41 protein-coding genes and 1 tRNA gene are annotated in these 26,976 nt (G+C 65.4%); 34 read left to right on the forward strand and 8 right to left on the reverse strand.

From position 1 onward, the window contains the following. Positions 1-58 precede the first annotated feature (58 nt). Positions 59-340: a hypothetical protein gene (locus ACSBP4_RS05435; RefSeq protein WP_049966068.1), complete on the reverse strand. Its 282-nt coding sequence runs from the start codon at positions 338-340 to the stop codon at positions 59-61. Between the two features lie 157 nt (positions 341-497). On the opposite strand from ACSBP4_RS05435, the gene pyrF reads away from it, so the two are divergent. From pyrF to ACSBP4_RS05450, 3 genes are all read left to right on the forward strand, one after another. Then, complete coding sequence (gene pyrF, locus ACSBP4_RS05440) at positions 498-1,298, forward strand: orotidine-5'-phosphate decarboxylase (RefSeq protein WP_435551596.1); 801 nt, start codon at positions 498-500, stop codon at positions 1,296-1,298. A 120-nt stretch (positions 1,299-1,418) separates the two neighbouring features. Next, complete coding sequence (locus ACSBP4_RS05445) at positions 1,419-1,616, forward strand: DUF7557 family protein (RefSeq protein ID WP_076782722.1); 198 nt, start codon at positions 1,419-1,421, stop codon at positions 1,614-1,616. Continuing rightward, a complete protein-coding gene (locus ACSBP4_RS05450) occupies positions 1,613-2,008 on the forward strand; it encodes a PIN domain-containing protein (RefSeq protein WP_049966894.1) in 396 nt (131 codons plus the stop codon). Before ACSBP4_RS05445 ends, ACSBP4_RS05450 begins: the two co-directional genes overlap by 4 nt. 200 nt (positions 2,009-2,208) lie before the next feature. Here ACSBP4_RS05450 and ACSBP4_RS05455 read toward each other — a convergent pair whose 3' ends face one another. Both ACSBP4_RS05455 and ACSBP4_RS05460 read right to left on the reverse strand, forming a co-directional pair. After that, positions 2,209-2,466 carry a hypothetical protein gene (locus ACSBP4_RS05455; RefSeq protein ID WP_435551597.1) on the reverse strand — a complete coding sequence of 86 codons (258 nt, stop codon included), beginning with the start codon at positions 2,464-2,466 and terminating at the stop codon, positions 2,209-2,211. Positions 2,467-2,468: 2 nt separating this feature from the next. Beyond that, positions 2,469-2,648, reverse strand: a complete 180-nt coding sequence (locus ACSBP4_RS05460; RefSeq protein ID WP_015298763.1) for a hypothetical protein — start codon at positions 2,646-2,648, stop codon at positions 2,469-2,471. Positions 2,649-2,794: 146 nt separating this feature from the next. Between ACSBP4_RS05460 and ACSBP4_RS05465 the strand changes: the two genes are divergently transcribed. The 5 genes from ACSBP4_RS05465 (at position 2,795) to ACSBP4_RS05485 (ending at position 8,321) form a co-directional block, all read left to right on the forward strand. Then, on the forward strand, positions 2,795-4,396 hold the full coding sequence (locus ACSBP4_RS05465; RefSeq protein ID WP_049966071.1) for a GTPBP1 family GTP-binding protein: 1,602 nt from the start codon (positions 2,795-2,797) through the stop codon (positions 4,394-4,396). A 177-nt stretch (positions 4,397-4,573) separates the two neighbouring features. Next, positions 4,574-5,269 carry a TMEM165/GDT1 family protein gene (locus ACSBP4_RS05470; RefSeq protein WP_435551598.1) on the forward strand — a complete coding sequence of 232 codons (696 nt, stop codon included), beginning with the start codon at positions 4,574-4,576 and terminating at the stop codon, positions 5,267-5,269. Positions 5,270-5,376: 107 nt separating this feature from the next. Further along, positions 5,377-6,165 (forward strand): pyrroline-5-carboxylate reductase, encoded by a 789-nt coding sequence (gene proC / locus ACSBP4_RS05475; RefSeq protein WP_084813338.1) that lies wholly within the window; start codon positions 5,377-5,379, stop codon positions 6,163-6,165. Continuing rightward, entirely contained in the window at positions 6,158-6,991 is an 834-nt protein-coding gene (gene proB, locus ACSBP4_RS05480) for a glutamate 5-kinase (RefSeq protein ID WP_006651009.1), read from the forward strand. The genes proC and proB overlap by 8 nt, the downstream gene beginning before the upstream one ends. Further along, positions 6,984-8,321, forward strand: coding sequence for a glutamate-5-semialdehyde dehydrogenase (locus ACSBP4_RS05485; protein WP_435551599.1), 1,338 nt, complete (start codon positions 6,984-6,986; stop codon positions 8,319-8,321). The genes proB and ACSBP4_RS05485 overlap by 8 nt, the downstream gene beginning before the upstream one ends. 17 nt (positions 8,322-8,338) lie before the next feature. Here ACSBP4_RS05485 and ACSBP4_RS05490 read toward each other — a convergent pair whose 3' ends face one another. The 4 genes from ACSBP4_RS05490 to ACSBP4_RS05505 all read right to left on the reverse strand — a co-directional run bounded on the left by ACSBP4_RS05490 (position 8,339) and on the right by ACSBP4_RS05505 (position 10,809). Continuing rightward, positions 8,339-8,911: a hypothetical protein gene (locus tag ACSBP4_RS05490; RefSeq protein WP_435551600.1), complete on the reverse strand. Its 573-nt coding sequence runs from the start codon at positions 8,909-8,911 to the stop codon at positions 8,339-8,341. Between the two features lie 2 nt (positions 8,912-8,913). Further along, on the reverse strand, positions 8,914-9,846 hold the full coding sequence (gene mch / locus ACSBP4_RS05495; protein ID WP_435551601.1) for a methenyltetrahydromethanopterin cyclohydrolase: 933 nt from the start codon (positions 9,844-9,846) through the stop codon (positions 8,914-8,916). Between the two features lie 126 nt (positions 9,847-9,972). Continuing rightward, the gene (locus ACSBP4_RS05500; RefSeq protein ID WP_049966076.1) at positions 9,973-10,287 is read right to left on the reverse strand and encodes an MTH1187 family thiamine-binding protein; all 315 of its coding nucleotides are present in this window, start codon (positions 10,285-10,287) and stop codon (positions 9,973-9,975) included. 168 nt (positions 10,288-10,455) lie between these two features. After that, positions 10,456-10,809, reverse strand: a complete 354-nt coding sequence (locus ACSBP4_RS05505; RefSeq protein WP_006651014.1) for a HalOD1 output domain-containing protein — start codon at positions 10,807-10,809, stop codon at positions 10,456-10,458. A gap of 435 nt (positions 10,810-11,244) precedes the next feature. On the opposite strand from ACSBP4_RS05505, the gene ACSBP4_RS05510 reads away from it, so the two are divergent. Beyond that, a complete protein-coding gene (locus tag ACSBP4_RS05510; protein WP_049966077.1) occupies positions 11,245-11,688 on the forward strand; it encodes a DUF4112 domain-containing protein in 444 nt (147 codons plus the stop codon). 405 nt (positions 11,689-12,093) lie between these two features. Here the strand turns inward: ACSBP4_RS05510 and ACSBP4_RS05515 are convergent. Beyond that, positions 12,094-12,164: transfer RNA gene (locus ACSBP4_RS05515), tRNA-Gly, on the reverse strand. 312 nt (positions 12,165-12,476) lie between these two features. Here ACSBP4_RS05515 and ACSBP4_RS05520 point away from each other — a divergent pair. The 25 genes from ACSBP4_RS05520 to secY are packed head-to-tail and all read left to right on the forward strand — an operon-like array spanning position 12,477 to position 26,891. Beyond that, the gene (locus tag ACSBP4_RS05520) at positions 12,477-13,352 is read left to right on the forward strand and encodes a putative RNA uridine N3 methyltransferase (RefSeq protein ID WP_006651016.1); all 876 of its coding nucleotides are present in this window, start codon (positions 12,477-12,479) and stop codon (positions 13,350-13,352) included. A gap of 4 nt (positions 13,353-13,356) precedes the next feature. Further along, positions 13,357-14,376: a 50S ribosomal protein L3 gene (locus ACSBP4_RS05525; protein WP_006651017.1), complete on the forward strand. Its 1,020-nt coding sequence runs from the start codon at positions 13,357-13,359 to the stop codon at positions 14,374-14,376. A 3-nt stretch (positions 14,377-14,379) separates the two neighbouring features. Continuing rightward, positions 14,380-15,132 (forward strand): 50S ribosomal protein L4, encoded by a 753-nt coding sequence (rpl4p, locus tag ACSBP4_RS05530; RefSeq protein WP_049966078.1) that lies wholly within the window; start codon positions 14,380-14,382, stop codon positions 15,130-15,132. Next, positions 15,129-15,383: a 50S ribosomal protein L23 gene (locus ACSBP4_RS05535; protein WP_006651018.1), complete on the forward strand. Its 255-nt coding sequence runs from the start codon at positions 15,129-15,131 to the stop codon at positions 15,381-15,383. The genes rpl4p and ACSBP4_RS05535 overlap by 4 nt, the downstream gene beginning before the upstream one ends. 2 nt (positions 15,384-15,385) lie before the next feature. Next, positions 15,386-16,108, forward strand: a complete 723-nt coding sequence (locus ACSBP4_RS05540) for a 50S ribosomal protein L2 (protein WP_006651019.1) — start codon at positions 15,386-15,388, stop codon at positions 16,106-16,108. After that, positions 16,105-16,527 carry a 30S ribosomal protein S19 gene (locus tag ACSBP4_RS05545; protein WP_006180018.1) on the forward strand — a complete coding sequence of 141 codons (423 nt, stop codon included), beginning with the start codon at positions 16,105-16,107 and terminating at the stop codon, positions 16,525-16,527. Before ACSBP4_RS05540 ends, ACSBP4_RS05545 begins: the two co-directional genes overlap by 4 nt. 7 nt (positions 16,528-16,534) lie before the next feature. Continuing rightward, entirely contained in the window at positions 16,535-17,014 is a 480-nt protein-coding gene (locus ACSBP4_RS05550) for a 50S ribosomal protein L22 (RefSeq protein WP_006651020.1), read from the forward strand. After that, the gene (locus ACSBP4_RS05555) at positions 17,014-17,961 is read left to right on the forward strand and encodes a 30S ribosomal protein S3 (protein WP_435551602.1); all 948 of its coding nucleotides are present in this window, start codon (positions 17,014-17,016) and stop codon (positions 17,959-17,961) included. The genes ACSBP4_RS05550 and ACSBP4_RS05555 overlap by 1 nt, the downstream gene beginning before the upstream one ends. Next, on the forward strand, positions 17,961-18,185 hold the full coding sequence (gene rpmC / locus ACSBP4_RS05560; protein ID WP_006651022.1) for a 50S ribosomal protein L29: 225 nt from the start codon (positions 17,961-17,963) through the stop codon (positions 18,183-18,185). Before ACSBP4_RS05555 ends, rpmC begins: the two co-directional genes overlap by 1 nt. A gap of 10 nt (positions 18,186-18,195) precedes the next feature. Beyond that, positions 18,196-18,603: a ribonuclease P protein component 1 gene (locus tag ACSBP4_RS05565; RefSeq protein ID WP_435551603.1), complete on the forward strand. Its 408-nt coding sequence runs from the start codon at positions 18,196-18,198 to the stop codon at positions 18,601-18,603. Next, positions 18,594-19,028 carry a 30S ribosomal protein S17 gene (locus ACSBP4_RS05570; protein WP_006180013.1) on the forward strand — a complete coding sequence of 145 codons (435 nt, stop codon included), beginning with the start codon at positions 18,594-18,596 and terminating at the stop codon, positions 19,026-19,028. The genes ACSBP4_RS05565 and ACSBP4_RS05570 overlap by 10 nt, the downstream gene beginning before the upstream one ends. After that, the gene (locus ACSBP4_RS05575; RefSeq protein ID WP_006180012.1) at positions 19,028-19,426 is read left to right on the forward strand and encodes a 50S ribosomal protein L14; all 399 of its coding nucleotides are present in this window, start codon (positions 19,028-19,030) and stop codon (positions 19,424-19,426) included. The genes ACSBP4_RS05570 and ACSBP4_RS05575 overlap by 1 nt, the downstream gene beginning before the upstream one ends. A 2-nt stretch (positions 19,427-19,428) precedes the next feature. After that, positions 19,429-19,785 (forward strand): 50S ribosomal protein L24, encoded by a 357-nt coding sequence (rplX, locus tag ACSBP4_RS05580; RefSeq protein WP_006651024.1) that lies wholly within the window; start codon positions 19,429-19,431, stop codon positions 19,783-19,785. Further along, complete coding sequence (locus tag ACSBP4_RS05585; RefSeq protein WP_006651025.1) at positions 19,782-20,480, forward strand: 30S ribosomal protein S4e; 699 nt, start codon at positions 19,782-19,784, stop codon at positions 20,478-20,480. The genes rplX and ACSBP4_RS05585 overlap by 4 nt, the downstream gene beginning before the upstream one ends. Continuing rightward, positions 20,477-21,010 carry a 50S ribosomal protein L5 gene (locus ACSBP4_RS05590; protein ID WP_006180009.1) on the forward strand — a complete coding sequence of 178 codons (534 nt, stop codon included), beginning with the start codon at positions 20,477-20,479 and terminating at the stop codon, positions 21,008-21,010. The genes ACSBP4_RS05585 and ACSBP4_RS05590 overlap by 4 nt, the downstream gene beginning before the upstream one ends. Further along, the gene (locus ACSBP4_RS05595) at positions 21,003-21,191 is read left to right on the forward strand and encodes a 30S ribosomal protein S14 (RefSeq protein WP_006651026.1); all 189 of its coding nucleotides are present in this window, start codon (positions 21,003-21,005) and stop codon (positions 21,189-21,191) included. The genes ACSBP4_RS05590 and ACSBP4_RS05595 overlap by 8 nt, the downstream gene beginning before the upstream one ends. A 1-nt stretch (position 21,192) precedes the next feature. Further along, positions 21,193-21,585, forward strand: coding sequence for a 30S ribosomal protein S8 (locus tag ACSBP4_RS05600; RefSeq protein ID WP_006180007.1), 393 nt, complete (start codon positions 21,193-21,195; stop codon positions 21,583-21,585). 2 nt (positions 21,586-21,587) lie between these two features. After that, a complete protein-coding gene (locus tag ACSBP4_RS05605; protein WP_006651027.1) occupies positions 21,588-22,121 on the forward strand; it encodes a 50S ribosomal protein L6 in 534 nt (177 codons plus the stop codon). A 3-nt stretch (positions 22,122-22,124) separates the two neighbouring features. After that, positions 22,125-22,835: a 50S ribosomal protein L32e gene (locus tag ACSBP4_RS05610; RefSeq protein WP_006651028.1), complete on the forward strand. Its 711-nt coding sequence runs from the start codon at positions 22,125-22,127 to the stop codon at positions 22,833-22,835. Beyond that, positions 22,828-23,277 (forward strand): 50S ribosomal protein L19e, encoded by a 450-nt coding sequence (locus ACSBP4_RS05615; protein WP_006651029.1) that lies wholly within the window; start codon positions 22,828-22,830, stop codon positions 23,275-23,277. Before ACSBP4_RS05610 ends, ACSBP4_RS05615 begins: the two co-directional genes overlap by 8 nt. Beyond that, the gene (locus ACSBP4_RS05620; RefSeq protein WP_006180000.1) at positions 23,277-23,825 is read left to right on the forward strand and encodes a 50S ribosomal protein L18; all 549 of its coding nucleotides are present in this window, start codon (positions 23,277-23,279) and stop codon (positions 23,823-23,825) included. The genes ACSBP4_RS05615 and ACSBP4_RS05620 overlap by 1 nt, the downstream gene beginning before the upstream one ends. Then, entirely contained in the window at positions 23,822-24,478 is a 657-nt protein-coding gene (locus tag ACSBP4_RS05625; protein WP_006179999.1) for a 30S ribosomal protein S5, read from the forward strand. The genes ACSBP4_RS05620 and ACSBP4_RS05625 overlap by 4 nt, the downstream gene beginning before the upstream one ends. Further along, positions 24,478-24,945: a 50S ribosomal protein L30 gene (locus tag ACSBP4_RS05630; RefSeq protein WP_006179997.1), complete on the forward strand. Its 468-nt coding sequence runs from the start codon at positions 24,478-24,480 to the stop codon at positions 24,943-24,945. The genes ACSBP4_RS05625 and ACSBP4_RS05630 overlap by 1 nt, the downstream gene beginning before the upstream one ends. A 2-nt stretch (positions 24,946-24,947) precedes the next feature. Then, positions 24,948-25,427, forward strand: a complete 480-nt coding sequence (locus tag ACSBP4_RS05635) for an uL15m family ribosomal protein (protein WP_435551604.1) — start codon at positions 24,948-24,950, stop codon at positions 25,425-25,427. Between the two features lie 3 nt (positions 25,428-25,430). Further along, positions 25,431-26,891 (forward strand): preprotein translocase subunit SecY, encoded by a 1,461-nt coding sequence (secY, locus tag ACSBP4_RS05640; protein ID WP_015298766.1) that lies wholly within the window; start codon positions 25,431-25,433, stop codon positions 26,889-26,891. Positions 26,892-26,976: the final 85 nt, after the last annotated feature.

Below are 26,976 nucleotides of genomic sequence, written 5' to 3' on the forward strand. Positions count from 1 at the left end.
GGTTGCACCGTCAGTGACGTACAGTCGACCGTCTGACCGCCGGCAGTGCGCTCGCGGCCTACCGGTTACAGGCGAGCGTCGATCGAACCCGTTCTACGTCGGTTTCACACTGCGAACAGACCCGCTTCTCGGCGTCGATGTAGACGATCCCACATTTGGAACAGTGAAACAGGTTGCCGGGCGCGTCCGGGTCCCCGCCGCGGTCTCCTGCCGACGCTTCCGCCGCGTCGGTGCCACCGTCCGTCTCCGTGTCCCGCGAGCGTCCCGGCACCAGCAGCGTCGATCGGACCCGTTCGCGGAGGCGACTCGAGAGCGACTGCGATTTCCGTCGGCTATCCATACAGTGTTCGATCAGGATACGAACGAAGTACGTGATGCCTGAAGGATTTGGAACGGCGTCGGGACGCGGCCGTCGCTCGCAGCGTGTGGGTCGGCAGACCGCCGGTTCGGGCGGCCCGGATAGCAACCTTTTCGACCGTCGCGGGGCCACTCCCGCCATGAACTTCTTCGATCGCCTGCACGACCGCATCCGAACGGTCGACAGCGTCGTCTCGGTCGGGCTCGATCCCGACCCGTCGCGACTCCCCGACCACCTGCAGGATCGTGACCTCACCCGGTGGGCGTTCAACCGCCGCATCATCGACGCGACACACGAACACGCCGCCGCGTTCAAGCCCAACGCCGCCTTCTACGAGGACCCGGACGGCTGGGCCGCCTTGGAGGAAACCATCGCTTACGCCCACGGCAAGGACGTGCCGGTTCTGTTAGACGCCAAACGGGCCGACATCGGCAACACGACCCGCCAGTACGCCCAACTGCTCGAGAAGGCCGACGCGATCACGGTCAACCCCTACATGGGCCGGGACTCGCTGCAGCCGTTCCTCTCGAACGAGGAGGCCGGCGTCTTCGTCCTCTGTCGGACCTCCAACCCGGGCGGGGCCGACATTCAGGACCTCGAACTCGAGACGGGCGAACCCGTCTACGAGCGGGTCGCCGCGCTCGCGGACCTCTGGAACGAGAACGACAACGTCGGGCTCGTCGTCGGCGCGACCAAGCCCGAGGAACTCGAGGAACTGCGCGAGCAGGTGCCCGATCTGCCCTTCCTCGTGCCCGGGATCGGCGCGCAGGGCGGCGACGCCGAGGCAGCCGTCGAGTACGGACTGGCCGACGGTGTTGGACTGGTCAACTCCTCACGAGGAATCATTTTCGCCGGGGAAAACGATGGGGAAGACTTCGCGAGGGCCAGCGGGCAGGCCGCGAAGCGACTCAAGAAGCGGCTCAATCAGTACCGAGAGTAGCTGGCGCGCTCGAGGCGATCGCACTGATCTCGAGTCAATGATCGTCGTCGGTACAGCGGTGGTCGGCGTACTCCTCGCGCCGGCGAAACACCTACAAAGATGAATTCACTATGAATTCATATGAGTCGAACGTCTATTCCGGTCGATTCGGCCACCAAAGAACGGTTGGACCGATTGAAGCGAGACGGCGAAACCTGGGACGAATTCTTAGAACGAGTCACCGCTACTGAAGAACCGATCGAAGCCGGGGCATGGTCGGACGAGCAAGCAGAACGGGCAAAGGAGTCGATCAGGAAGTCTCGGGAGAACTGGCGATGACGTTTCTCGACAGTTCGACCATCATCGAATACCTGCGGAACGACCGAACTGTCATCGAGTATCTCGATGAACGACAGCCGTGGTGGACGTCGACGATTTGCGTGTTCGAGGTCCTGAACGGGCCCGCGGGATCGCCGGACTTCGACCCGACCGAAGAACGGCAGAAATTCAGCGGTGTGCAGGCGCTCGAGTTCAACGAACAGCTGGCTTTGGAAGCCTCACGGTTACAGAATGAGGCTATCGAGGACGGAAGCGAACTGTCCCACCGAGACGCCATGATCGCCGCAACTGCACGTTCGACCGGGGACGAATACGTGGTTGCCGATAGTGACTTCGAGATCCGGCCGCTCGAGGACGTGATGGACGTTACGAACCTTCACAACGAAGAGTGAGCGACCGATCAGTACGATAGACGACGAAAGCCGACCGTATCGTTTGAGACGTGTCCTTCGTCGAACATGGGCCACTGTCTATCGCTTCGATCGTTCCACTGTCCGTATTCGACTCGAGTGACTGGGACGATCTCGAGGCCGTCCTCGAGCAGTATCGGGGGAGCGACAGTCCGGGACACAGCAACGAGAACGGCAAAACGTTACGCGTCTTGAGGATCGGACGCGACCACCCGCCCCGCGATCCGCCCGTCGACTACCCGATCGACGATCTCGACCGTCACCGGGTCAGTTGGTGGTCGCTCCTCGAGCCGGTCCAGTCCCTCGACGACGGCGATATCCATCGGACTCGAGTCGTTCGGGTGGGCGGCGATGAGGACGCCGTCGCGCTCCTCGAGGCGCAGGCGGTACCGCTGCCCGACGCCGACCGCCTCGCCCAGCAGGTCGCGGATCGAGGTCACGCTCAGAACCGGTTGATCTCCACGTCGTCGTTGCCCGGCCCCGGCTGGGCCTGCGACGCGCAGTCGGCACACAGCTCCATGCTCTCATCGAAGTGAACCTCGCAGGCCAGCGTCCCGCAGTTTGAACACCGCTCCTGTGCGGGCCGGGACTCACAGATCTGACAGAGGCCGCTAACGCTCATAGCGAGGGTACGCGCTCGAGGGGCTTGAAACCGGGCCCGGCACGTTCGACTGGCAGACGTCGGCCGTCCCGAATCGGGCGGCCTACTGTGCTATACTGTCCCAAACCACGGGAAGGCTTTTGCCGTGTGCCTGCCTACCAGTGGACATGAGCCGTGACCGGGCCCTCCTCGAGCGGGCCCTGGACCGTGGCGAACAGGACGGTGGCAACGTCGAGTTCAAAGAGCGATTGTCACGGGACGTCCACCTCGAGGGTGGGCGGCGGGAGAGCCTCGCCGCGCAACTGCGACATCGACTCCTCTCGGGCGACGGCGAGGCGACCTACGTCGTCGGCGTCACCGACGACGGCGGTCTCGCCGGTATCGATCCCGACACCTTCTCCGAGACGATGGACGTCCTCTCCTTGCTCGCGGAGGAGGCCGACGCCCACATCGAGGACGTCCAGACGTGGGGCATAAACGAGGGGCTCGTCGGCGTCGCACAGGTCCGGGAGGGCGGCGTCCTCGAGACCGACGACGAACACGTCGTCGTCGGGACCGCCGGCCACGTCGACCACGGGAAGAGTACGCTCGTCGGGTCGCTGGTCACGGGCAAAGCCGACGACGGGGACGGCGCGACACGGGCCTTCCTCGACGTCCAGCCCCACGAGGTCGAGCGGGGCCTCTCCGCCGATCTGTCCTACGCCGTCTACGGCTTCGACGATGAGGGGCCGGTCCGGGTCCGGAATCCGAATCGCAAGGCCGACCGCGCGGACGTCGTCCAGAACGCCGACCGGCTCGTTTCCTTCGTCGACACGGTCGGCCACGAGCCGTGGCTCCGGACGACCATCCGCGGACTCGTCGGCCAGAAACTCGACTACGGCCTGCTGGTCGTCGCCGCCGACGACGGCCCCACCCGCACCACGCGGGAACACCTCGGCGTCTTGCTCGCGACCGACCTCCCGACGATCGTCGCGATCACCAAGACCGACACCGTCGACCAGCAACGCGTCGACGAGGTCGAACGCGAGGTCGAGCGGCTCCTCCGGGAGGTCGACAAGTCGCCGCTTCGCGTCTCCCGTCACGGCGTCGACGCCGCCGTCGACGAGATCAGCGAGCGTGTCGTTCCGATCGTCGAGACCAGCGCGATCACCATGGACGGCCTCGAGACGCTGGATGAGTTGTTCGACCGACTCCCCAAGACGTCCCAGGACACCGGCGAGTTCCGGATGTACGTCGACCGCAGCTACTCGGTTACGGGGGTCGGCGCGGTCGCCTCCGGCACCGTCATGGCCGGCGAAGTCGAGGCCGGCGACGAACTCCTGATCGGGCCGATGGCCGATGGCCGCTTTCAGGAAGTCGAGGTCCGATCGATCGAGATGCACTACCATCGGGTCGACAAAGCGCAGGCCGGCCGGATCGTCGGCATTGCCTTGAAGGGGATCAAAGAGAGCGCCATCGAGCGCGGCATGGTCTTGCTGCCCCGCGAGGCCGACCCCGACCCCGTCCGGGAGTTCGAGGCCGAGGTCATGGTGCTGAACCACCCCACCCGGATCGGCGAGGGGTACGAACCCGTCGTCCACCTCGAGACGATCGGCGAGGCCGCGGCCTTCTATCCGGAGAACGGCCGGCTGTTGCCGGGCGATTCCGGCACGACGACCGTCCGGTTCAAGTTCCGCCCGTACCTCGTCGAGGAGGGCCAGAAGTTCGTCTTCCGCGAGGGCCGCAGCAAGGGCGTCGGGACGGTGACCGACGTCACCCCGATGGAGTGACCGGGCGTTCGGGTTTCGTTCGCCCCGCTCGAGCGGCCGAATGGCCGGGTTCGCTCGGGCAGCGTTCCGATCGGGCAGGTTTCGCTCCCTTTCGTCCGCAAAACGTATTAATTAGACGCGGCTAAACCACGACGTGATTGGGATCGTCGTCGAGCGCTCGCAGCCGTCGCGACTCGCATGACCGGCTGGCTCGAGGTTCTCGTCGCCGCGTTCGTCCTGCAGCTGTCGGTGCTGCCCGGCGAGAAGGTCCAGTTCATCATCGCCGGGCTGGCGACCAGATACGATCCCCGGATCGTGGTCGCCGCCGCAGCGACGGCCTTCGCCGGCTGGACGGCCCTCGAGATCGCCTTCGGCGCGGCGATCCAGGGCGCGGTGCCCGCCGTCTACCTCGAGGTGATCACGGCGGGGCTGTTCCTCGCCTTCGCGGTGCTGCTCGTCCGGTCGGCACCCGGCACGAGTCGGCGACGGGTGGCGACAAACGGCGGTACGGCGACGGGCGAGGCGGTCGACGTCTCGCTGCTCGGCTACGACGTGCCGCCGTACCTCCGGGGGTTCGTCCCGATTTTCGTCCTGATGGCCATCGGGGAGTTCGGGGACAAGACCCAGCTCGTCACGATCGGGCTGGCGATCGAGTACGGGGCCCGGCCCGCGATCTGGGCCGGCGAGATGCTCGCGATCGTCCCCGTGAGCGCGGCCAACGCGTACTTCTTCCACCGGTTCTCCCACCGCTTCGACGCCAGGCTGGCCCACTTCGCCGGTGCGGGACTGTTCCTCTTCTTCGGGCTCGACACGCTGTTACAGCTCCTGACGGGGTTCTCAGTCTGGGAGACGATCGTCGAGGGAATCTCGACGGTCATCCTCGGGCTCGGCTGACCGCTCCGGGACGAGACGATCGCCGTCGGCTCCGGAAACGCGACGGTCCTCTCGACCGAACGAAACCAAAGTTGGTATGACCGCCTCGGTTCCTCCGTTAGAGCAAGATGGTACAGACGAGCGTTATCGGTTGTGGCAACATGGGGAGTGCCCTGATAAAGGGCCTCCATCGATCGGGGAATCACACGGTGACCGCGTGTGACCTCGATCCCGACGCACTCGAGTCGGTCGCCGACTACGTCGATCACACGACTTCGGAGGTCTCCGAAGCGGTGACCGACGCCGACGTCGTCGTCGTTGCCGTGAAGCCGGACATCGTGGGCGCGGTGCTTTCGGATCTCGATCTCTCGCCGGACCAGACGCTGCTCTCTATCGCCGCGGGCGTCCCGACCGACTACGTCGAGGCCCGGACCGACGCGAACGTCGTCCGGATCATGCCGAACCTCGCCGCCGAGACGGGCGATATGGCCGCGGCCGTCACCGGTGACGACATCCCCGGCGAGGTGCGGCAGCTGCTCGACGACGTCGGCGAGTTCGCCGAAATCGACGAGGGACAGATGGACATCGCGACCGCCGTCAACGGGAGCGGCCCCGCGTTCGTCTTCTATCTCATTCAGGCCATGGCCGAGGCCGGCGTCGAAGGCGGTCTCGAGGAGTCGGACGCGGAGACGCTGGCCGCCCAGACGTTCAAGGGCGCGGCCGAGACCGTCCTCCGGTCGGACCGCAGCACCGAGGAACTGATCGACGCCGTCTGCTCACCCAACGGGACGACCATCGAGGGCATGGAGGTCCTGTGGGACAGCGACGCCGACGCGGACGTCACCGCGGCGGTCCGGGCGGCCGAAGAACGATCCGCGGAACTGGCCGCCGAGTTCGGCGATGAGAACGATGCGTGAGGAACTCGAGGAGTCGGGCGTCGAGGAAGCACGACGGCTGGCGGCCGACGCCGACCGGGTGATCGTCAAGGCCGGGACCAACTCCCTGACCGACGAGGACTCGAATCTCGACGACGGGAAACTCGACAAGCTCGTCGACGACCTCGAGGACCTCCTGAAGCGGGACAAAGAAGTCATTCTCGTCTCCTCGGGCTCGATCGGGGCCGGGACGGGTCGAATCGAACAGTCGAGCGGCACCGTCGAGGAGTCCCAGGCCCTCTCGACCGTCGGCCAGAGCCTCCTCATGCACCGCTACACGGAGAGCTTCGACCGCTACGGCCGAAAGGTCGCACAACTGCTCTTGACCCAGCACGACCTCGAGAACCCCGAACGCTTCACGAACCTGCGGAATACGATCGAGACGCTGCTCGATTGGGGCGTCGTCCCGATCATCAACGAGAACGACGCCGTCGCGACCGAGGAGATCCGAATCGGCGACAACGACATGCTCTCGGCGGCGACGACGATGGGCGTCGACGCCGATCTGTTAGTGACGCTGACCGACGTCGGCGGCGTCTACACCGGCAACCCGAAGGAAGACGACGACGCCGAGCGCATCGACGCCGTCGGCACCAACTACGACGACGTTCAAGGGATCATCAGCGAGACCACGTCCGACGGCTTCGGCGGCATCAAGACCAAGGTCGAGGGGGCACGCGACGTCAGCGAACACGGCGTCCCGGCGGTCATCGCGAAGTCGACCGCGCCCGACGTCCTCGAGAAGATCGCTACTGCCAAGCCCGTGGGTACCATATTCGTTCCCATCAACGGTGTGAGCGATGACTGAAACCGACATCGAAGCCGACGTCGCGGAGGCACAGGGCGCGGCCCTCGAGCTGGCGAAACTGTCCGACGAGGAGCGGAAGACAACGCTGTACGAGATCGCCGACGCCATCGAGGCCCGAACCGACGAAATCCTCGCCGAAAACGAGAAAGACGTCGAAGAGGGCGAGCGGCTGCTCGAGGAAGGCGAGTACACGCAGGCGCTGGTCGACCGACTGAAGCTCTCGGAGTCGAAAATCGAGAGCATCGCCGACATGGTCCGCAGCGTCGCCGAGCAAGACGACCCCCTCGGGAAGACCCTCTCAGCGCGGGAACTCGACGACGACCTCGAGCTGTACAAGGTCGCAGTCCCGATCGGCGTCGTCGGCACCGTCTTCGAGTCCCGGCCCGACGCGCTCGTCCAGATCGCGTCACTGGCCCTGAAATCGGGCAACGCCGTGATCCTCAAGGGCGGCAGCGAGGCGCTGCACTCCAACCGGATCCTCTTCGAGACCATCGAGGAGGCCGCGGCCGACGCCGGGATCCCCGACGGCTGGGCCCAGCACATCGAGGCCCGCGAGGACGTCGATCGGCTACTCGAGATGGACGATTCGATCGACCTCCTGATGCCACGGGGCAGCTCCGCGTTCGTCAGCTACATCCAGGACAACACGAGCATTCCCGTGCTGGGCCACACGGAGGGGATCTGTCACGTCTACGTCGACGACGCGGCCGACCTCTCGATGGCCGAAGACATCGCCTACGACGCCAAGGTCCAGTACCCCGCCGTCTGTAACGCCGTCGAGACCCTGCTGGTCCACGAAGACGTCGCCGCGGAGTTCCTGCCGGCGATCGCCGACCGCTACGAAACCGCCGACGTCGAGATCCGCGGCGACGAGGCCACGCGCGAGATCGTCGACGTCGCGGCCGCGACCGAAGACGACTGGAACACCGAGTACGGCGACCTGATCGTCTCGATCAGGGTCGTCGACTCGCTCGAGGCCGCGATCGACCACGTTACGACCCACGGTTCGAAACACACCGAGTCGATCGTCACCGAGGACGACGAGCGCGCGCGGACGTTCATGCGCAGCATCGACTCGGCGAGTGTCTTCCACAACGCCTCGACCCGCTTCGCCGACGGCTACCGATTCGGGCTCGGTGCCGAGGTCGGCATCAGCACCGGCAAGATCCACGCCCGCGGTCCCGTCGGGCTCGAGGGGCTGACCACCTACAAGTACCACCTCGAGGGCGACGGCCAGCTCGTCGCGACCTACGCCGGCGAGGACGCGAAGCCGTACACCCACGAAGAACTCGACGCCGAGTGGTCGCCCGGCCGGCTCTCGGACGAGTAACGCCTCGGGAGACCTTTTTACTCGCGCGTGAGCGCGACCCGATAGCCGTCGTCCACTCGCTCGGCGAGCCCCAGCAGTACCGCCCACTCGAGGAGCCGCTCGGTCCGCTCCGGATCGACTCGAGGGCGGCCGGACCGCCGCCGATCGGCGCTCGAGCCATCCTCGCGGAGCCGTTCGACGACCTCGGCGACGGTCAGCGGCTCGTCGGCGTCCCGTCGAGCCTGCGAGTCGGGGCTCGTGGAACCGCGTTCCACGGCGTCCTCGAGCGCGGTACACACCGCGTCGGCGCCGTCGACGCGTGCCCGGAACGATCGGCCGAGCCGCCCGCGCTCGAGTACCGCCGGCTCGGCCGCGTCCCCGCTCGAACCCGTCTCACGGCGGCGAAAACTCCCCGACTCTTCGACCGCGAGTTCGAGCGCACGCAGGAAGGTGAGCCACGTCGCGGCTTCCTCGCGGTCCTCGAGGGGCGTCTCCTCGACGAGGTGGGCACAGCAGTCGTCGACGTCGTCGACCGCCGCGGGGAGGGCGCGGTAGACAGTTTCGAGGGTCTCGAAGTCGGCGGGCGGCTCGGGGACCGGCTTGAACCGCACGGCTACAGGTCGAAGGAGTCGACGAGCAGGTCCTCGTCGGTCTCGCCGTGGACGTAGGTGGGCCCGCCGATCACGTCGATCGTCACCGTCGCGGGCGCGAAGAGATCCGACGGCACCTCTTCGAAGTCCCAGTCGAGGTCGTCGAAGACCTCGCCGAAGGGACGGCCGTGGTCCTCCGCGGCCGTCGAGGGCACCGAGTCGAAGACGTCGGCGTCCTCGCGGACGGTGAGGTGGGCGCGGCCGCCGTAGGCGATGGCGTCGTTCGTGCGCGCGATGGCCGTGCGCTCGTCGCCCGCGACGGGCGCGACGGGCGCGCGCCCGGTCGCGGAGACGATATCAAGCGGGTCGTAGCCCAGTTCCGAGAGCCGGAAGGTCGCCAGTTCGGCCGCGCGGGCGGCGTTGGTGATCGAGCCGACGAGGCTCGCGGTCGGGTAGGCAAGCAGGAAGACGCTGCTCGTCTCGACCTCCGCGAGGTCGGCGACCTGGTCGGCCGCGGCCGCGGTCGGCTCCTGTTCGGTCTCGAGGGCCAGTGCCGTCAGATCGAAGGCGTCGGTGTAGCCGATCCGGCGGAACTCCTCCTCGCGGGCGACCAGCGCCCGGGCCGGACCGCTGCCCAGCCCCTCGAAGTCCTCGGTCGTCAGCTCCCAGCCGGCCTTCTGCGAGCAGAGCAGCGCGAGCGCCGGCTGGTCGGTCGAGAGTTCGACGTAGGGGATCGACGCGTCCCCGAGTTCGCCGAGTTCGTAGCTCGGCGTCGCCATCCCGGCGGTCTGGATCTCGGTCAGCAAGAGGCCGGCCTCGATACCGCCGTCGAATTCCAGGCCGAAGTCCAGGACGGTCGATTCGTTCTCGAGGTCGTAGCCTCCGATGTTCAACTCCTCGGCGTAGTCGAGGGCCTCGTCGACCAGCTCGATCGCCATGCGATTGAGACTTTCCATGGGGCGGGATTCAGCCTCCGGGGTAAAACCGTTTGTCCGTTCGTGTCCGACCAGTGGCTGACGGCTGTCAGATCGGTGCCGGGTGTTCCGCCTCGAGAACCTACCGTCGACCGGGTCGTCGATCGCTCACTCCTCCCGGCTTCGGGCCGGTCGGCCGAGGTGGTCCTCGACGACCGCGACCTTCTCCGCGGCGTCGACCTCACGAGTGCGCTTGTCGTCGATCTTCAGGACGGTACTCACGCGGTCGGCGTCGACCGCGTCGTGAGCCGCCTGCGCGGCCGCGAAGAGTTCGTCGGTACTCTCGGCCTCGATCACCGTCCCCATCGGATTCGTCTCGTAGCTCACGTCGAAGTCCTCGAGGGCGTCGACCGCCTTCGCGACCTCGCCGGCCATGCTGTCCTCGATCACCGGTGCGACGCTCAAGAGCGCGACTACCGTCATGGGCGGCGGTGATGATCGGGAGTACCCTAAAGCCGTGCCATGCGGCCGGCTTCGCCGCTGATCGCCCGCTCGAGCATCGGTTCGATCGCGGACGCTCGTCGGTTCGGCCGGTCGCGGCGCTGGGGAGTGAGCGTCGCCGGAAAAACGATCAGGACGGGACGTGTGACCTCAGTTCGTCGTCGGGGTTCGAGGCGTCTCCGCAGGTGGGTAGATGATGACGTCGCCGTTCGCGTAGACGTACACCTCGTGTTCGAGGGCGGTGAAGGCGATGTGGCCGCCGGTACGTTCGGTGCCGTCGGCCTTCGTGCCGAAGATTCGATCGAGTGCGTCCGGGTCGACGCTGTCGTAGAGGGAGAACTCCCCCTGGGAGACGTCGGTCTCCGCGATCGACGCGAGCGCGTGGACGATCGTCGTCGTGATCGTCGCGGTACCGTCGGGATCGTGGTGGAAGACGTACCGATCGTTGGGCTGGTCGTACTGGAGATCGTCCGTGCCCGCTGCGGGTGAGATTTCTGTCTGCATTGCTATATCTGATCGTTCAATCGTGTATTAGACTGTAGTTACTCATAGTATAAAAGCCACTCGCAGGCGACAATAGTACTCATACGTGAAATACGTCCGCGGATTAGTAATTGAATGAAAATACGCTGGCATCCGTCTATCACGGTCGTTCACGACCGCTCGAGCGGGGGTAAGCACCGGTTCCCGTCCGCTGTCTCGGGGCAAATTCGAACTTTGCCCGCGAAAGCGCCGGTTAGGCTCGTCGATCTCCGCCGGTGGACTGGCGTCGAACGCCGATCGCGACCGTCTCGCTCGAGCGCGGCGATCCGTCCGCGCGTTCGCGACGCCTGCCGGCCATCGGCTCCCGACCCGTCGCCGGTACGATGCCCATCAATATCCATGCCCGCTTGCCACGTCCGTCCGCGTCCTTATCCACACGGGCGTCCAATCGTTCCCATGGCTTCCGACACAACCGAGCGGCGTTCGGACCTGGAGACACTTATCGACGACCTCCCTGCGGCCGTCGACGACGCGGCGGTCACGCGAATGCGCGTCGTCGCACACGCCCTCGACGAGGGGGTGCCGGTTCCGGGAACGGACTTCAGGATCGGTCTCGACCCGATCGTCGGCATCCTCCCGGGCGCGGGCGACACCGTCGCGGGGGCCGTCTCGCTGTATCTCGTCGCCGAGGCCGCACGGCTCGGCGTCTCGCTATCGACGCTGGTGCGCATGATCGCGAACGTCGGCGTCGACACCGTCATCGGCTCCGTTCCCGTCCTCGGCGTCGCCTTCGACGCCGTCTGGAAGGCCAACAAATGGAACCTGAAACTGGCCCTGCAGGACCTCGCCGCCGAGGGCGGTGAGACTGACACCGGGCCCGACGTCGTGACGATCGACTAGCTGGCCGCCGCCGAAGCCGTCGCCCACGAACGGTCGCTACGACTCTCCGTGTGCCGATCCGTCGGAGCCGCGCCGACTCGAGGAGGTGTTCCGAACTCACCGCACCCGCACGATTGCGTATCGCGGCCGCTCGAGGCGTCGGCTTCGGAGAAGTGCGCTGGCCGGAGTTCGAACGACACGGAGACGGTTCCGCTCGCTCGCGGACTGAGACATCTCTCGTTAAGATTCAGGACGATCTCCGTCACTAACGGAGTTGAGTACGACAGAAATGCGCTGGCTGGGATTTGAACCACGCTCGAGAACCTGCTCGCTCTGCTCGCAGAACCTCGGTCTGATTCAAGCCCAGAACGATTTTCGCTGAACAGACGACTCGCTTCGCTCGTCGTCGTTGGTGTTCAGCGAAAATGCGCTGGCTGGGATTTGAACCCAGGTTGTGACCATGGCAAGGTCACGTGATACCACTACACTACCAGCGCCCGCAGCGCCTCGCTGCACTCATACCTACTGTCGGATGGATGTATAAGGGTTGCGAATCGAACCCGCATCGCCATGCTGCAGCATGGCGATTCTCGAGTTATCGGGCCGACAGTTCCGCCCCAAAGGCGGCAACATGGGCCGGGTCGGACGTCGGTCGATCGTGACTAGTCGTCACACGCGAGTGTGTGTCCGTTCGGCACGAATTCGTCGGTGTGAGCCGTTGACAGCCGGGATCGAATCCGCTATTCTTTTAAGACCCTCTCCGCAATACATCGCTACAGTCTAGTGACGCGGCGCCGAAGCGTTTCGGCATGACCGTCAGCATACTCGTGCCGTCGTCGCTCAGCCGGGAAGCCGAGGACAAACGCGAGGCTACTCGCAAACTCGGATACGTCGCCCGCGCGGCGACGGTCTTCCGGGCCGACCGCCTGCTCGTCTATCCCGACCGGGACGGCGAGACGGGGCGGTTCGACGGCGGGTTCGTGGAAACCGTCTTGCGGTACGCCGCGACGCCCCCCTACCTCCGCAACGAGGCGTGGGGGATGCGGGACGAACTGGAGTATGCGGGCGTCTTGCCACCGCTCCGCGCGGTGTCACAGACCGGCTCCGAATCGAACGGTTCGGGGTCGTCAAGACAAGGGATCGTGACCGAGGTCGGACCTGAAGGGCGCGTCCGGGTCAATTGCGGACTGCAACACCCGATCTCCCTCAACGTACCGCCGAAAATGGCGGTCGAGGAGGGGGAGCGCGTGACCGTCAGGATCTCTTCGCGACGACCGGTCCGGGCGAAACTCGAAGACGTTCCCCTTCCGGGGCTCGCCGTCGAGCGGACGGACCTTTCGACAGCACTCGGCCGTGAGGACGCCGGCGTCCGTATCGCCGCCTCCCGATTCGGTGAAGAACTCACCGTCGGGCGGCTCGAGACGCTGGCCGGACGCATCGAGGGCGATGGGATGACCGTCGCGTTCGGTGCGCCCGAACGAGGGCTGCCGGATATCCTCGAAATCGAGGCATCCGCCGTCGGGGCCCCGAAGGACGCGGCCGCCGGCGAGGATGACGGAGTCGAACCCACAGCCGATCCGGGGTTCGACCTCTGGCTAAACACGGTTCCGGATCAGGGAAGCGAGGTCGTGCGAACGGAGGAGGCTCTGTTCGCTACCCTCGCGTCCCTCTCACTGCGAGAGTGAAAGCATGCCACAAGCAAATACACCACGCAAAGGCTCACTCGGGTTCGGCCCACGAAAGCGTGCGACCAGCGAGGTCCCGCGTTTCAATTCGTGGCCGGACACTGACGGACAGCCGACGCTGCAGGGCTTCGCGGGCTACAAGGCCGGCATGACCCACGTCGTCATGGTCGACGATAAAGCGAATTCGCCGACCGAAGGGATGGAAGAGACCGTCCCCGTGACGATCGTGGAGACGCCGCCGATGCGCGCGGTCGCGCTGCGAGCGTACGAAGACACACCGTACGGGAAGAAGCCGATTACCGAGGTCTGGACCGACGAGTTCGTTCCGGAACTCGATCGGGTTCTCGACATTCCCGGTGACGATTACGACGTCGACGCCGCCGAAGACGAGCTTCGGGGCCTCCTTTCGGAGGGACGCGTCGACGACGTCCGCGTCATCACGCATACGGTGCCCACCGAGATTCCCTCGGTACCGAAGAAGAAACCCGACGTGATGGAAACCCGCGTCGGCGGCGGCTCCGTCGAGGAGCGCGTCGACTTCGCCCTCGAGACCGTCGCCGACGGCGGCGAACACGTCATGAACGACGTGTTCCGCGCCGGCGAGTACGTCGACGCGAGCGGCGTCACGAAAGGGAAAGGGACTCAGGGTCCCGTCAAGCGATGGGGCGTCCAGAAACGCAAGGGCAAACACGCCCGGCAGGGCTGGCGTCGCCGCATCGGCAACCTCGGCCCCTGGAACCCCTCCCGCGTCCGCTCGACGGTCCCCCAGCAGGGCCAGACCGGCTACCACCAGCGGACGGAACTGAACAAGCGCCTCGTCGACATCGGCGAGGGCGCTGACGCGACGGTCGACGGCGGCTTCGTTAACTACGGCGAGGTCGACGGCCCGCACGCGTTGATCAAGGGCTCGCTCCCCGGGCCACAGCAGCGTCTCGTACGCTTCCGCCCGGCGATCCGACCCGGAGACCAGCCGCGCCTCGATCCCGAGGTCCGGTACGTCTCCACCGCATCCAACCAGGGATAACACATGGACGCAACAGTACGAAACCTGGACGGCTCGGACGCGGACACGATCGAGCTCCCGGCGGTCTTCGAGACCCAGTACCGCCCGGACCTGATCGCTCGTGCCGTTCGCGCCGCGCAGGCAAACCGAAAACAGGACTACGGTTCCGACGAGTTCGCCGGCCTCCGAACGCCGGCCGAATCGTTCGGTAGCGGCCGCGGGATGGCCCACGTCCCACGACAGGAGGGTCGCGCTCGCCGCGTTCCCCAGGCCGTCAAGGGACGCAAGGCCCACCCGCCGAAAGCCGAGAAGGACCAGTCCGAATCGATCAACACGAAAGCAAAGAAACTGGCCGTCCGCAGCGCCATCGCTGCGACGACCGACGCCGAACTCGTCGCCGAGCGCGGCCACGAGTTCGACGAAGACGCCGAGATCCCCGTCGTCGTCGACGACGAGTTCGAGGACCTCCAGAAGACCCGCGAGGTCGTCGACTTCCTCGAGGCAGCCGGCCTCGCGGACGACATCGAACGCGCCGACGAGGGACGCAGCGTCCGCTCCGGTCAGGGGAAAGCCCGTGGCCGCAAGTACAAGACGCCGACGTCGATCCTCTTTGTCACCGCCAGCGAGACCGGCCCGTCCCGAGCGGCCCGGAACCTCGCCGGTGCCGACGTGACGACGGCCGCCGAGGTCAACGCGGAGGATCTCGCACCCGGCGCCCAGCCCGGACGGCTCACCGTCTGGACCGAAAGCGCGCTCGAGGAGGTGGCCGAGCGATGAGTTCGGCCATCGAACACCCGCTGGTCACGGAGAAGGCGATGAACGACATGGACTTCGAGAACAAGCTCCAGTTCGTCGTCAATCCGGACGCGACCAAGCCCGAGATTCGGGACGAGGTCGAGGAGCGGTTCGAAATCTCCGTCGAGAACATCAACACGCAGGTAACGATGAACGGCAAAAAGAAGGCGATCGTCCGCCTCTCCGAGGAAGACGACGCTCAGGAAGTCGCTTCGCGAATCGGGGTGTTCTGAACATGGGACGACGCATTCAGGGCCAACGACGCGGCCGCGGGACCTCGACGTTCCGTGCCCCGTCCCACCGATACAAGGCGAAGCTCGACCACAAGAAAGAGGAAGACGACGACATCGTGCGCGGGACGGTCGTGGACATCGAACACGACCCGGCCCGATCCGCACCGGTCGCCGCCGTCGAGTTCGAAGACGGCGACCAGCGACTGATCCTCGCCCCCGAGGGCGTTTCGGTCGGCGAGGAACTGCAGGTCGGCGTCTCCGCCGAGATCAAGCCCGGCAACACGCTGCCGCTGGCCGAGATCCCGGAGGGCGTTCCGGTCTGTAACGTCGAGTCCAACCCCGGCGATGGCGGCCGATTCGCCCGCGCCTCGGGGACCAACGCCGACCTGATCACCCACGACCGGTCGGCGGCGGTCATTCAGCTTCCCAGCGGCGAGGTCAAGCGCCTCGATCCGCAGTGTCGTGCCACCATCGGCGTCGTCGCCGGTGGCGGCCGCACGGAGAAGCCGATGGTCAAGGCAGGCAACAAGTACCACAAGATGAAGGCCCGGGGCACGAAGTGGCCCCGTGTCCGCGGTGTCGCGATGAACGCCGTCGACCACCCGTTCGGTGGCGGCGGCCGACAGCATCCCGGCCAACCCAAGTCCGTCTCTCGGGACGCCCCGCCGGGACGGAAGGTCGGTGACATCGCATCCCGAAGCACCGGTCGAGGTGGCAACAAATGAGTCAGGAGTACCGAACCGGCCGCGAAGGTGAGTTCACCTACCGCGGTCACACGCTCGAGGAGCTGCAGTCGATGGAGCTCGACGAGGTCGTGGAACTGCTCCCCGCACGACAGCGGCGAAGTATCGAACGCGGTCTCTCCGTCGAAAAGGAGAAACTGCTCGAGGAGGCCCGCGAAGCGGGCGAAGAGGAAACGGCGAACAACCCGATCCGAACGCATCTCCGGGACATGCCGATCCTGCCCGAGTTCGTCGGGCTGACCTTCGAGGTCTACAACGGACAGGCCTTCGAGCGCGTTCGCGTCGAACCCGAAATGATCGGCCACTACCTCGGCGAGTTCCAGCTGACACGGACCTCCGTCGAACACGGTCAGGCCGGCATCGGCGCGACCCGATCGTCGAAGTTCGTCCCACTGAAGTGATTATCGTATGGGAATCAACTACTCAGTCGACGCGGATCCCGACGCCACGGCGAAAGCCATGCTTCGGGAGCGTCATATGAGCCACAAGCACAGCAAGGAGGTCGCACGCGAGATCAAGGGCAAGACCGTCGGCGAGGCCCAAGCGTACCTCCGTGACGTAATCGACGAGAAGCAGTCGGTCCCGTTCAAGTCCCACAACGCCGGCGCGGGGCATCGCTCCGACGTCGATGGCTGGGACGCCGGCAAGTACCCCGAGAAGGTCTCGGGGGAGTTCCTCGACCTGCTCGAGAACGTCGAGGCCAACGCGGACCATCAGGGCTTCGACGGCGAGTCCATGGAGATCGTCCACGTCGCCGCCCACAAGATCGGCGAGTCCGTGGGCCGCAAGCCCCGCGCGATGGGGCGTGCGTCTTCGTGGAACACGCCGGAGGTCGACGTCGAGATCGTCGTCGAAGAACAGGAGACAGACGAGGAGGACGATAGCTAATGGCTGACGAACATCAATTCATCGAGAACGGCCTGCAGCGGTCCCAGATCGACGAGTTCTTCCAGGAAGAACTCGGCCGTGCGGGCTACGGTGGTATGGACGTCGCCAAGACGCCGATGGGAACCCAGATCGTCCTCAAGGCCGAAAAGCCCGGGATGGTCATCGGCAAGGGCGGCGAGAACATCCGGAAGGTCACGACGACCCTCGAGGAGCGGTTCAACCTCGAGGACCCCCAGATCGACGTGCAGGAGGTCGAAGAACCCGACCTGAACGCACGGATCGTCGCGGACCGACTGGCCAACGCACTCGAGCGTGGCTGGTACTTCCGGAAGGCCGGTCACACGACGATCGACCGGATCATGGAAGCCGGCGCGCTCGGTGCCGAGATCGTCCTGTCGGGGAAGGTCACGGGCGCTCGATCGCGCGTCGAGAAGTTCAACCGCGGCTACATCAAGCACAACGGCGAGCCCGCCGAGACGGTCGTCGACCACGGCCAGGGCGTCGCGGTCATGAAACTCGGCACCATCGGTGTCGACGTCAAGATCATCCCGCCGGGCGCGGAGCTGCCCGACGACTTCGAGGTCAACGAAGACATGGACCCCGAAGAGATCGTCCCCGACGCCGTCGAGGTCAACGAGGAAGGCGGCGTCGAGGAACTCCTCGAGGGCGAACCCGAGGAGGCCGAGGCCGCCGAGGCCGAGGCTGACGCTGCGGACGCCGACGAGGCCGACGCCGAGGCCGACCTCGACGAAGACGTCGTCGAGGAGGTCATCGAGGAAGAGGTCGACGGCGACGAGGAGTTCGACGAGGTCGAAGTCCCCGGCGGCGACGAGGACGTCGAGGAAGACCTCGAGGAACTCGAGGAAGACGTCGAAGCCGAGGCCGAGGAACTCGTCGAGGAGATGGAAGAGGCCGACGACGACGCGGACGAGGGAGGTGACGCCTGATGGCGATCCTCCACGTCGAAGAGATCCGCGACATGACGCCCGCCGAGCGGGCGGAAGAACTCGAGGAACTCGAGACCGAACTGCTGAACCAGAAGTCCGTCCTCGCCGCCGGTGGGGCCCCGGAGAACCCGGGCCGCATCGGCGAGCTGGGTCGCACCATCGCGCGGATCAAGACGATCCAGCGCGAGGAAGGCGACGTAGCGGACGAAGCGACCGACGAATAACCACACACCAATGGCACTAACACCCGAAACACTGCCGCGACACGAACTCAACGGGCTCCCCGTCCGAGTCGTCGAGAGCGACGACTCCTCGCGGGTGGGCATAGAGGGACGCGTCGTCATCGAGACGACCAAGACCCTCTCCGTAGAGATCCGTGACAGCGGCGAGTCTCGGGTGGTGATGGTGCCGAAATCGGGCTCGACGTTCGAGTTCGCGATCACAGATGACGCCGCCGACCTCACGAAGGGGTCGGGGACTGCGTCCAAACTGGCCGACACTCAACCTGCAGCGGGGGACGATTGCGCCGCTGCTGTAGATAGCGCCGGCGAGGATGTAGCCTACGTTACGGTCGATGGATCGCGCTTGCTCTCACGACCCGCCCGACGCACGGAAACGAATGGTGACTCACCATGGCAATAGGACTAGACGTTGACACCCCTCCGGAACCAGAGAACCCGGAGGAATACGACTACGAGAAGTGTCCGTTCTACGGCGAACTCTCCGTTCGAGGGCAGATCCTCGAGGGGACGGTCGTCTCGACGGACATGGACAAGACCGTAGTCGTCGAGCGAGAGTACGATGTGGCGGTCCCGAAGTACGACCGACACATGAAACGACGCTCGCGCATCCCGGCACACGTACCGGGCGTGCTCGAGCCGCTCTCGGTCGGTGACACGGTCAAGATCGCAGAGACCCGACCACTGTCGAAGACGAAATCGCACGTGGTCGTCGAAGTAACCGAGGAAGCGACCGCCGAGGACCTCGCGGAGCTGACCAGCCAGGCCGAGCCTGAGCCGGCGCTTTCCGACGAGGACCTCGCCGCCGCAGAAGAGGGTGATCAGTGATGGAGGCGATGAAGGCCGACGTCACGCAGGGCCTGAAGAAGGGCTCGCTGGTCACGTGTGCCGACAACACCGGCGCGCGTGAGCTGAAGGTCATCAGCGTCGCGGGCTACCACGGCACCAAGAACCGCCAGCCGAAGGCGGGGATCGGTGACAAAGTGACCGTCTCGGTCACCAAGGGTACCCCGGAGATGCGCCGCCAGGTCCTCGAGGCCGTCGTCGTCCGCCAGCGGAAGTCGATCCGCCGGCCCGACGGCACCCGACTGAAGTTCGAGGACAACGCGGCGGTCATCATCGACGAGAACGAAGAGCCCCGTGGTACGGAGATCAAGGGGCCGATCGCCCGCGAAGTCGCGGAACGCTTCGGAGCAATCGCCAGCACGGCGACGATGATCGTATAGATATGACCGAGCAACCACACAAACAGCGAACGCAGACGGAACGCGCGCCGCTGCACAAGCGACAGAAGCAGCTGCACGCGACGCTGTCCGACGACCTCCGCGAGGAGTACGACACCCGTCGAACCCGCGTCAACGCGGGCGACACGGTCGAGGTCATGCGCGGCGACCACGCCGGCGACGAAGGCGAGGTCATCCGCGCGATCCTCGAGGACGGAACGATTCACGTCGAGGACGTGACCGTCGAGACGGCCGACGGCGAGGAAGTGCCGCGGCCGCTTGACCCGTCGAACGTCCGGATCACGGACCTCGACCTCGAGGACGAGCGTCGCGAGGCGCGTCTCGAAGGTGATAGCGAATGACGAAACACCAGAAACGACTATCGGTACCGAAGTCCTGGCCGGTCGAGCGAAAGACCGAGACCTTCACGGTCAAGGCCGACGCCGGTCCCCACGGTGAAGACGGCGTGCCGCTCGTCGTCCTCCTGCGGGACGTCCTCGGCTACGTGGACTCGCGGAAGGAAGCACGGTACGCCCTGAGCGAGGACGCGATCCTCATCAACGGCGACGCGATCAACGACGAACAGCGCCCGATCGGCATGTTCGACATCGTCGCGTTCCCCGGTCGCGGGGAGTACTACCGCGTCTTCCCCGACGAGGGCGGTCGGCTCGCGCTGACCGAGATCGACGAGGAGTCGGCCCAGAGCCGCCTCGGCAAGATCGAGGGCAAACAGCAGGTTCCCGGCGGCGACACGCAGCTCACGCTGCACGACGGGACCAACGTCCTCGTCGACGACGACGAGTACCAGGCAAACGACTCGATCGTCATCGACAACGACGACAAATCGATCGTCGCCCATTTCCCCTACGAGGAGGGGGCGCTCGTGACGGCCGTCCGTGGCAACCACGGTGGCAAGATCGGCGAGGTCGACGCGATCGACGTCACGCCGGGCAGCGGCTCGAACCGCGTCGGCGTCTCGACGGACGACGGCGGCTTCGAGACCGTCGAGGAGTACGTCGTCGTGATCGACGAGAACTTCACGGGTGATGACGAATGAGCGAAGCCGAAGCCGACTTCCACGAGATGCGCGAACCGCGCGTCGAGAAGGTCGTCGTCCACATGGGCGTCGGTCAAGGTGGTCGCGAACTCGGGAAAGCCGAAGACATCATCGAGGAGATCACGGAGCAGGAAAGCGTCCGGACCCAGGCGAAAAAGACCGAACCCGACTTCGGCATTCGCCAGGGCGATCCGATCGGCACGAAGGTCACCCTTCGTGACGACGACGCCTACGAGTTCCTCGAGAAGGCGCTGCCGCTGACGGAACTCTCCCCGGCCCAGTTCGACGACACGGGTAACTTCAGCTTCGGTGTCGAGGAACATACCGACTTCCCGAGCCAGGAGTACGACCCGAACGTCGGGATTTTCGGGCTGGACGTCACCGTCAACCTGGTGCGTCCGGGCTACCGGATCGCCAAGCGCGACAAGGCCACCCGGTCGATCCCGTCGAAGCACCGACTGACCCCCGAGGACGCGCTCGCGTTCATCAGGGCGAACTTCGACGTCAGCGTGGAGGCAGACGATGAGTGAAAGCGAAACAGAAGCGGACGACGACCGCACGGGCGAGCACGCCGCAAAGCGGACGGGACAGATCGAGTCCTGTCAGCGCTGTGGTCGCGAGCAAGGACTCGTCGGCAAGTACGACATCAATCTCTGCCGACAGTGCTTCCGCGAGATCGCCCGCGAGATGGGATTCAAGAAGTATCGATAACATGACCGGAAACGATCCACTCAGCAACGCGCTCTCGGGACTCGACAACGCCGAGAGTGTGGGTCATCTCACCCACGAGGTAACGCCCGCCTCGAACGAGATCGGCAGCGTACTCGAGGTCTTCTACGACCGCGGGTACATCGACGGCTTCGAGTACGTCGACGACGGCAAAGCCGGTCAGTTCGAGGTCGAACTGAAAGGAGCGATCAACGAGTGCGGCCCTATCAAGCCCCGCTACGCCGTTGGCGCTGAAGACTTCGAGAAGTGGGAGAAGCGCTATCTCCCGGCTCGAGACTTCGGTGCGCTCGTCGTCACGACGAGCAGTGGCATCATGAGCCACTACGAGGCACGCGAGCAGGGTATTGGGGGCCAGGTGATCGCATACGTCTACTAACCATGCGAGTTGAACTGGAAATCCCCGAAAACGTAACCGTCGAGGTCGATCGGTTCGACGTGACCGTCGAAGGTCCGGAAGGTGCCGTTTCGCGGCGCCTCTGGTACCCCGACGTGACCGTCGAGACAGACGACGACCAGGTGGTCATCGAAAGCGGCGTCGAGGACGCGAAGACGAACTCGACCGTCGGCACCTTCGAGAGCCACATCACCAACGCCTTCCACGGCGTGACCGAGGGCTGGGAGTACGAGATGGAGGTCTTCTACTCTCACTTCCCGATGCAGGTCCGCGTGGAGGGCGAGGAGGTCGTCATCGAGAACTTCCTCGGCGAAAAGGCACCGCGACGAACGACTATCCACGGTGAGACGGAGGTTACCGTCGACGACGAGCAGCTCGTCCTGTCCGGCCCCAGCAAGGAAGACGTTGGACAGACGGCGGCCGACATCGAGCAGCTGACGAAGGTCAGCGGCAAGGACACCCGTATCTTCCAGGACGGGGTCTACATCACCAACAAACCCGCCAAGGGAGGTGCCTGATAGATGGCAGACGACGAACCCCAGGAACTCGAGGACATCAGCGGCGTCGGCGCGAGCAAGGCAGACGCACTACGCGACGCCGGCTTCGAGTCCATTCAGGACGTCAAGGAAGCCGATCAGGACGACCTCGCCGAGGCCGACGGCGTCGGCAACGCGCTTGCGGCCCGTATCAAGGCCGACGTCGGTGACCTCGAGGTCACCGAGGAGACCGAGGCCGAGATCGAAGACGAAGGCGCCGAAGAGGAAGAGCCGGACGAAGACGTCGAAACCGAACTGCAGCCCCGCGGGCTGACCGAGAAGACGCCCGATCTCTCCGAGGAGGAGGAGCGACTCCTCAACCGACGGAAAAGCGAGGGCAAGCCGCAGTTCAACCGGCAGGACTACCACAAGAAAAAGCGGACGCCGGAATCCTGGCGTCGACCCCGCGGGACGCTGTCCAAGCAGCGCCGCGGCGTCAAGGGCAAGGGCCCGAAAGTCCAGGCCGGCTACCGCACGCCGACGGAAGTCCGCGGGAAGCACCCGAGCGGCTTCGAGGAAGTCTACGTCGAGAACACGGACGACCTCGAGGGCGTCGACGGCTCCCGCGAAGCGGTCCGGATCGCCTCCTCGGTCGGCGCGCGCAAGCGCGAACGCATCGAGGAGCAAGCAGAGGAGCAGGGCGTCCGCGTCCTGAACCCGACCTACGAGGAAGTCGAGGTGGAAGCAGATGACTGATCTCTCCGCACAGAAGCGACTGGCAGCCGACGTCCTCGACGTCGGCGAAAACCGCGTCTGGCTCGACCCCGACGCCCAGGGCGACATCGCCGAAGCGATCACCCGCGACGAGATCCGCGAACTCGTCGACGAGGGACGCATTCAGGCCGACGACCCCTCGGGCAACTCCCGCGGTCGCGCCCGCGAGCGCAACGCGAAACGCGCCTACGGCCACCAGAAAGGCCAGGGCAAGCGCCGCGGCAAGAAAGGCGCACGCCAGAACGAGAAAGACGAGTGGCAGGACAAGATTCGCGCACAGCGTCGGAAGCTGCGTGAACTCCGCGACAAGGGCGAACTCTCGCCCACGCAGTACCGCGAGCTCTACAAGAAGGCTGGCGGTGGGGAGTTCCGTAGCGTCCGGTACCTGTTGAACTACATCGACGACAACTACGGTGACCAATAATGGCGACAGGACCACGATACAAAGTACCGATGCGGCGTCGCCGTGAGGTCCGGACGGACTACCACCAAAGGTTGCGCCTGCTGAAATCGGGCAAGCCCCGCCTCGTCGCTCGCAAGAGCAACAAGCATACTACGGCGCAGCTGATCACTCCCGGACCTCAGGGAGACGAGACGCTCGCAAGCGCACATTCGAGCGATCTAGAGGAGTACGGTTGGGACGCACCCACGAGCAACATTTCGGCGGCGTATCTGACCGGCCTGCTGGCCGGCCAGCGAGCCGTCGAGGCCGGGATCGAGGAGGCAGTGCTGGACATCGGCCTCAACACCGCGACGCCGGGCAACAAGGTGTTTGCGGTCCAGGAGGGGGCGATCGACGCCGGCCTCGAGATCCCGCACAACGACAGCGTACTGGCGGACTGGTCGCGCACTCGCGGCGAACACATCGCCGAGTACGCCGAGCAGCTAGACGAGCCGCTCTACAGCGGCGAGTTCGACGCGACTGACCTCCCCGAACACTTCGACGAGGTACGAGAGGAGATCCTAGAATGAGTGGAAACAACTACAACGACGGCGGATGGGAACCGGTTACCCGTCTCGGCCGAATGGTTCAGGAGGGCGACATCGAGACGATGGAGGACGCCCTCAACTCGGGCCTCCCGCTGAAGGAGCCCGAACTCGTCGATCAGCTCCTCCCCGGGCTGGAAGACGAAGTACTGGACATCAACATGGTCCAGCGGATGACCGACTCCGGGCGACGCGTGAAGTTCCGCTGTGTCGTCGCCGTCGGCAACCGCGACGGCTTCATCGGCTACGCGGAAGGCCGCGACGACCAGGTCGGTTCCGCCATCCAGAAGGCCATCGGTATCGCGAAGCTGAACATGATCCAGGTCCCCCGCGGTTCGGGTTCCTGGGAGGACCGCTCGGACCGGCCACACTCGCTGACCCGACGGACGACCGGCAAGGCCGGCTCCGTCGAAGTCGAGCTCATCCCCGCCCCCGAAGGGCTGGGGCTGGCCGCCAGCGACACCGTCCGTCACGTCCTCGAGCTGGCCGGCATCGAGAACGCCTGGACGAAGAGCCACGGCAACACGCGAACGACGGTCAACCTCGCGAAAGCGACCTACAACGCACTCGAAAACGCCTCCCAGTCGCGGCACCCGCGCCGCCGACCCAACCGTGAGGAAGCCGAGGTGAGCGAGTGATGAAGGCGATCGTTCAGGTTCGCGGCGAAGTGAACCGACAGGACGACGTCCAGGACACGCTGGAGATGCTCAACATCCACAGCGTCAACCACTGCGCGCTCGTCCCCGAGACCGACGCCTACGAGGGGATGATCGCGAAGGTCAACGACTACGTCGCCCACGGCGAACCCGACGCCGACGTCCTCGAGACGCTGCTCGCAAAGCGAGCCGAACCCCTCGAGGGCGACCAGGCAGATGTCGACGAAGCGTGGCTGGCCGACAACACCGAGTACGACGACTTCGGTGAACTGGCCGACGCGCTCCTGGCGGAGGAGACGACCCTTCGTGACGAAGGGCTGTCACCGACGCTTCGACTCCACCCACCGCGGGGGGGTCACGAGGGTATCAAGAAGCCGACCATCGAGGGCGGCCAACTCGGAAAGCATACAACGGGGCAGATTAACGACCTGCTAGAATCGATGCGATAACCATGACGAGCAAAAAACGACGCCAGCGCGGATCGCGGACCCACAGCGGCGGTTCCCACAAGAACCGACGCGGTGCGGGCCACCGCGGTGGTCGCGGCCGTGCCGGGCGCAGCAAACACGAGTTCCACAACTACGAACCGAAGGGCAAACACGGCTTCAAGCGTCCCCACGACATCCGCGAAACGGTCGCGGAGATCGACGTCCAGAAGCTAGACGAGGACGCGATCCTCTATGTCGCGGAGGACCTCGCCGAGGAGACCGACGGTGGCTACGCTCTCGACGCTCGCGATATCGTCGAGGACGGCCACGAGGTCGACAAAGTGAAAGTCCTCGGTTCAGGACAGGTTCGCAACGAACTGACCGTCACGGCTGATGCCTTCTCCGACGCGGCGGAAGAGAAGCTCGAGGCCGCTGGCGGCGAGGCCGTCCTCACGGAGCGCGCACAGGAGGACGACGCCGACGACGAACAGGACGAGGAATAACATATGGGATGGAAGGAAGCCGCTGAACCGGTCCTAACGCGGATGCCAGCAGTGCGCCGTCCGGAGGGGCACGTCCCCTTCAAGCGGAAGCTGATGTGGACGGCCGGCATCCTCATGTTGTACTTCTTCCTGACGAACGTCACGCTGCTCGGTCTGCAGTCCGGCGGGGCAAACGACCTCTTCGGCGAGTTCCGCGCGATCCTCGCGGGCTCACAGGGGTCGGTGCTGCAGGTCGGTATCGGCCCGATCGTCACCGCGAGCATCGTCTTACAGTTGCTCGGCGGGGCGAACTTGCTCGGACTCGACACCGACGATCCGCGGGACCAGGTCCTCTATCAGGGGCTCCAGAAGCTGCTGGTGGTCATGATGGTGATCCTGACCGGGCTTCCGATGGTGTTCGCCGGCGGCTTCCTGCCAGCCCAGCAAACGCTGCAGCTCGGCGGCCTCGCTCTCGAGGGAACACAGGTTCAGCTCCTGATGTTCGCCCAGATCCTCGTCGGCGGGATCCTCATCCTCTACATGGACGAGGTCGTCAGCAAGTGGGGCGTCGGGAGCGGGATCGGCCTGTTCATCATCGCCGGCGTGAGCCAGCGACTGGTCACCGGGCTCGTCCAGCCCGCACAGGGCGGGTTCCTCTTCGACTGGTATCGCATCCTGACCGGTCAGGTCGACGTCGGATCGCTCGTTTCGGCGAGCGGACTCCAGACGCTGCTGATCGGCGAGGGACAGCTCATCGCACTACTGACGACGCTGCTGATCTTCGGAATCGTCGTCTACGCGGAGTCGGTCCGCGTCGAGATTCCGCTGAGTCACGCTCGCGTCAAAGGCGCTCGCGGTCGCTTCCCCGTGAAGCTCATCTACGCGAGCGTCCTGCCGATGATCCTCGTTCGCGCTGTGCAGGCGAACGTCCAGTTCATGGGCCAGATCCTCAACCGGCAGTGGAGCGGCATGCCCGCCTGGCTCGGCACCTACTCGCAGGGCCAGCCCGACGGCGGGTTCTTCTACTACGTGTCGCCGATCTACTCGCCGCAGGACTGGATGTGGTTCACGGCGAACGTCTCCCAGGAGTGGTGGCAAGTGCTGATCCGCATCGGTATCGACGTCACGTTCATGGTCGTCGGCGGTGCGATCTTCGCCATCTTCTGGGTCGAAACGACCGACATGGGGCCCGAATCGACGGCGAAGCAGATCCAGAACTCCGGGATGCAGATCCCCGGCTTCCGACAGAACGTCGGCGTCATCGAGAAGGTCATGGAGCGGTACATTCCGCAAGTGACCGTCATCGGCGGCGCACTGGTCGGCCTGCTGGCCGTCTGGGCGAACATGCTCGGTACCATCGGTTCCGTCTCCGGGACGGGGCTGCTGCTCGCGGTCTCGATCACGTACAAGCTGTACGAGGAGATCGCCGAGGAACAGCTCATGGAGATGCACCCGATGATGCGCCAGATGTTCGGCAACGAGTAAACCGTTCGCCGTCTCCCGACGACCTGCCTTTCCTCGTTTTCACCGCCCGATAGCGACGCTCTTCTCGAGGCTCGCTGCTTCTCGT

The sequence above is a fragment of the Natrinema sp. CGMCC1.2065 genome (assembly GCF_051225675.1).
In the GTDB taxonomy this organism is placed as follows: Archaea; Halobacteriota; Halobacteria; order Halobacteriales; family Natrialbaceae; genus Natrinema; species Natrinema thermotolerans.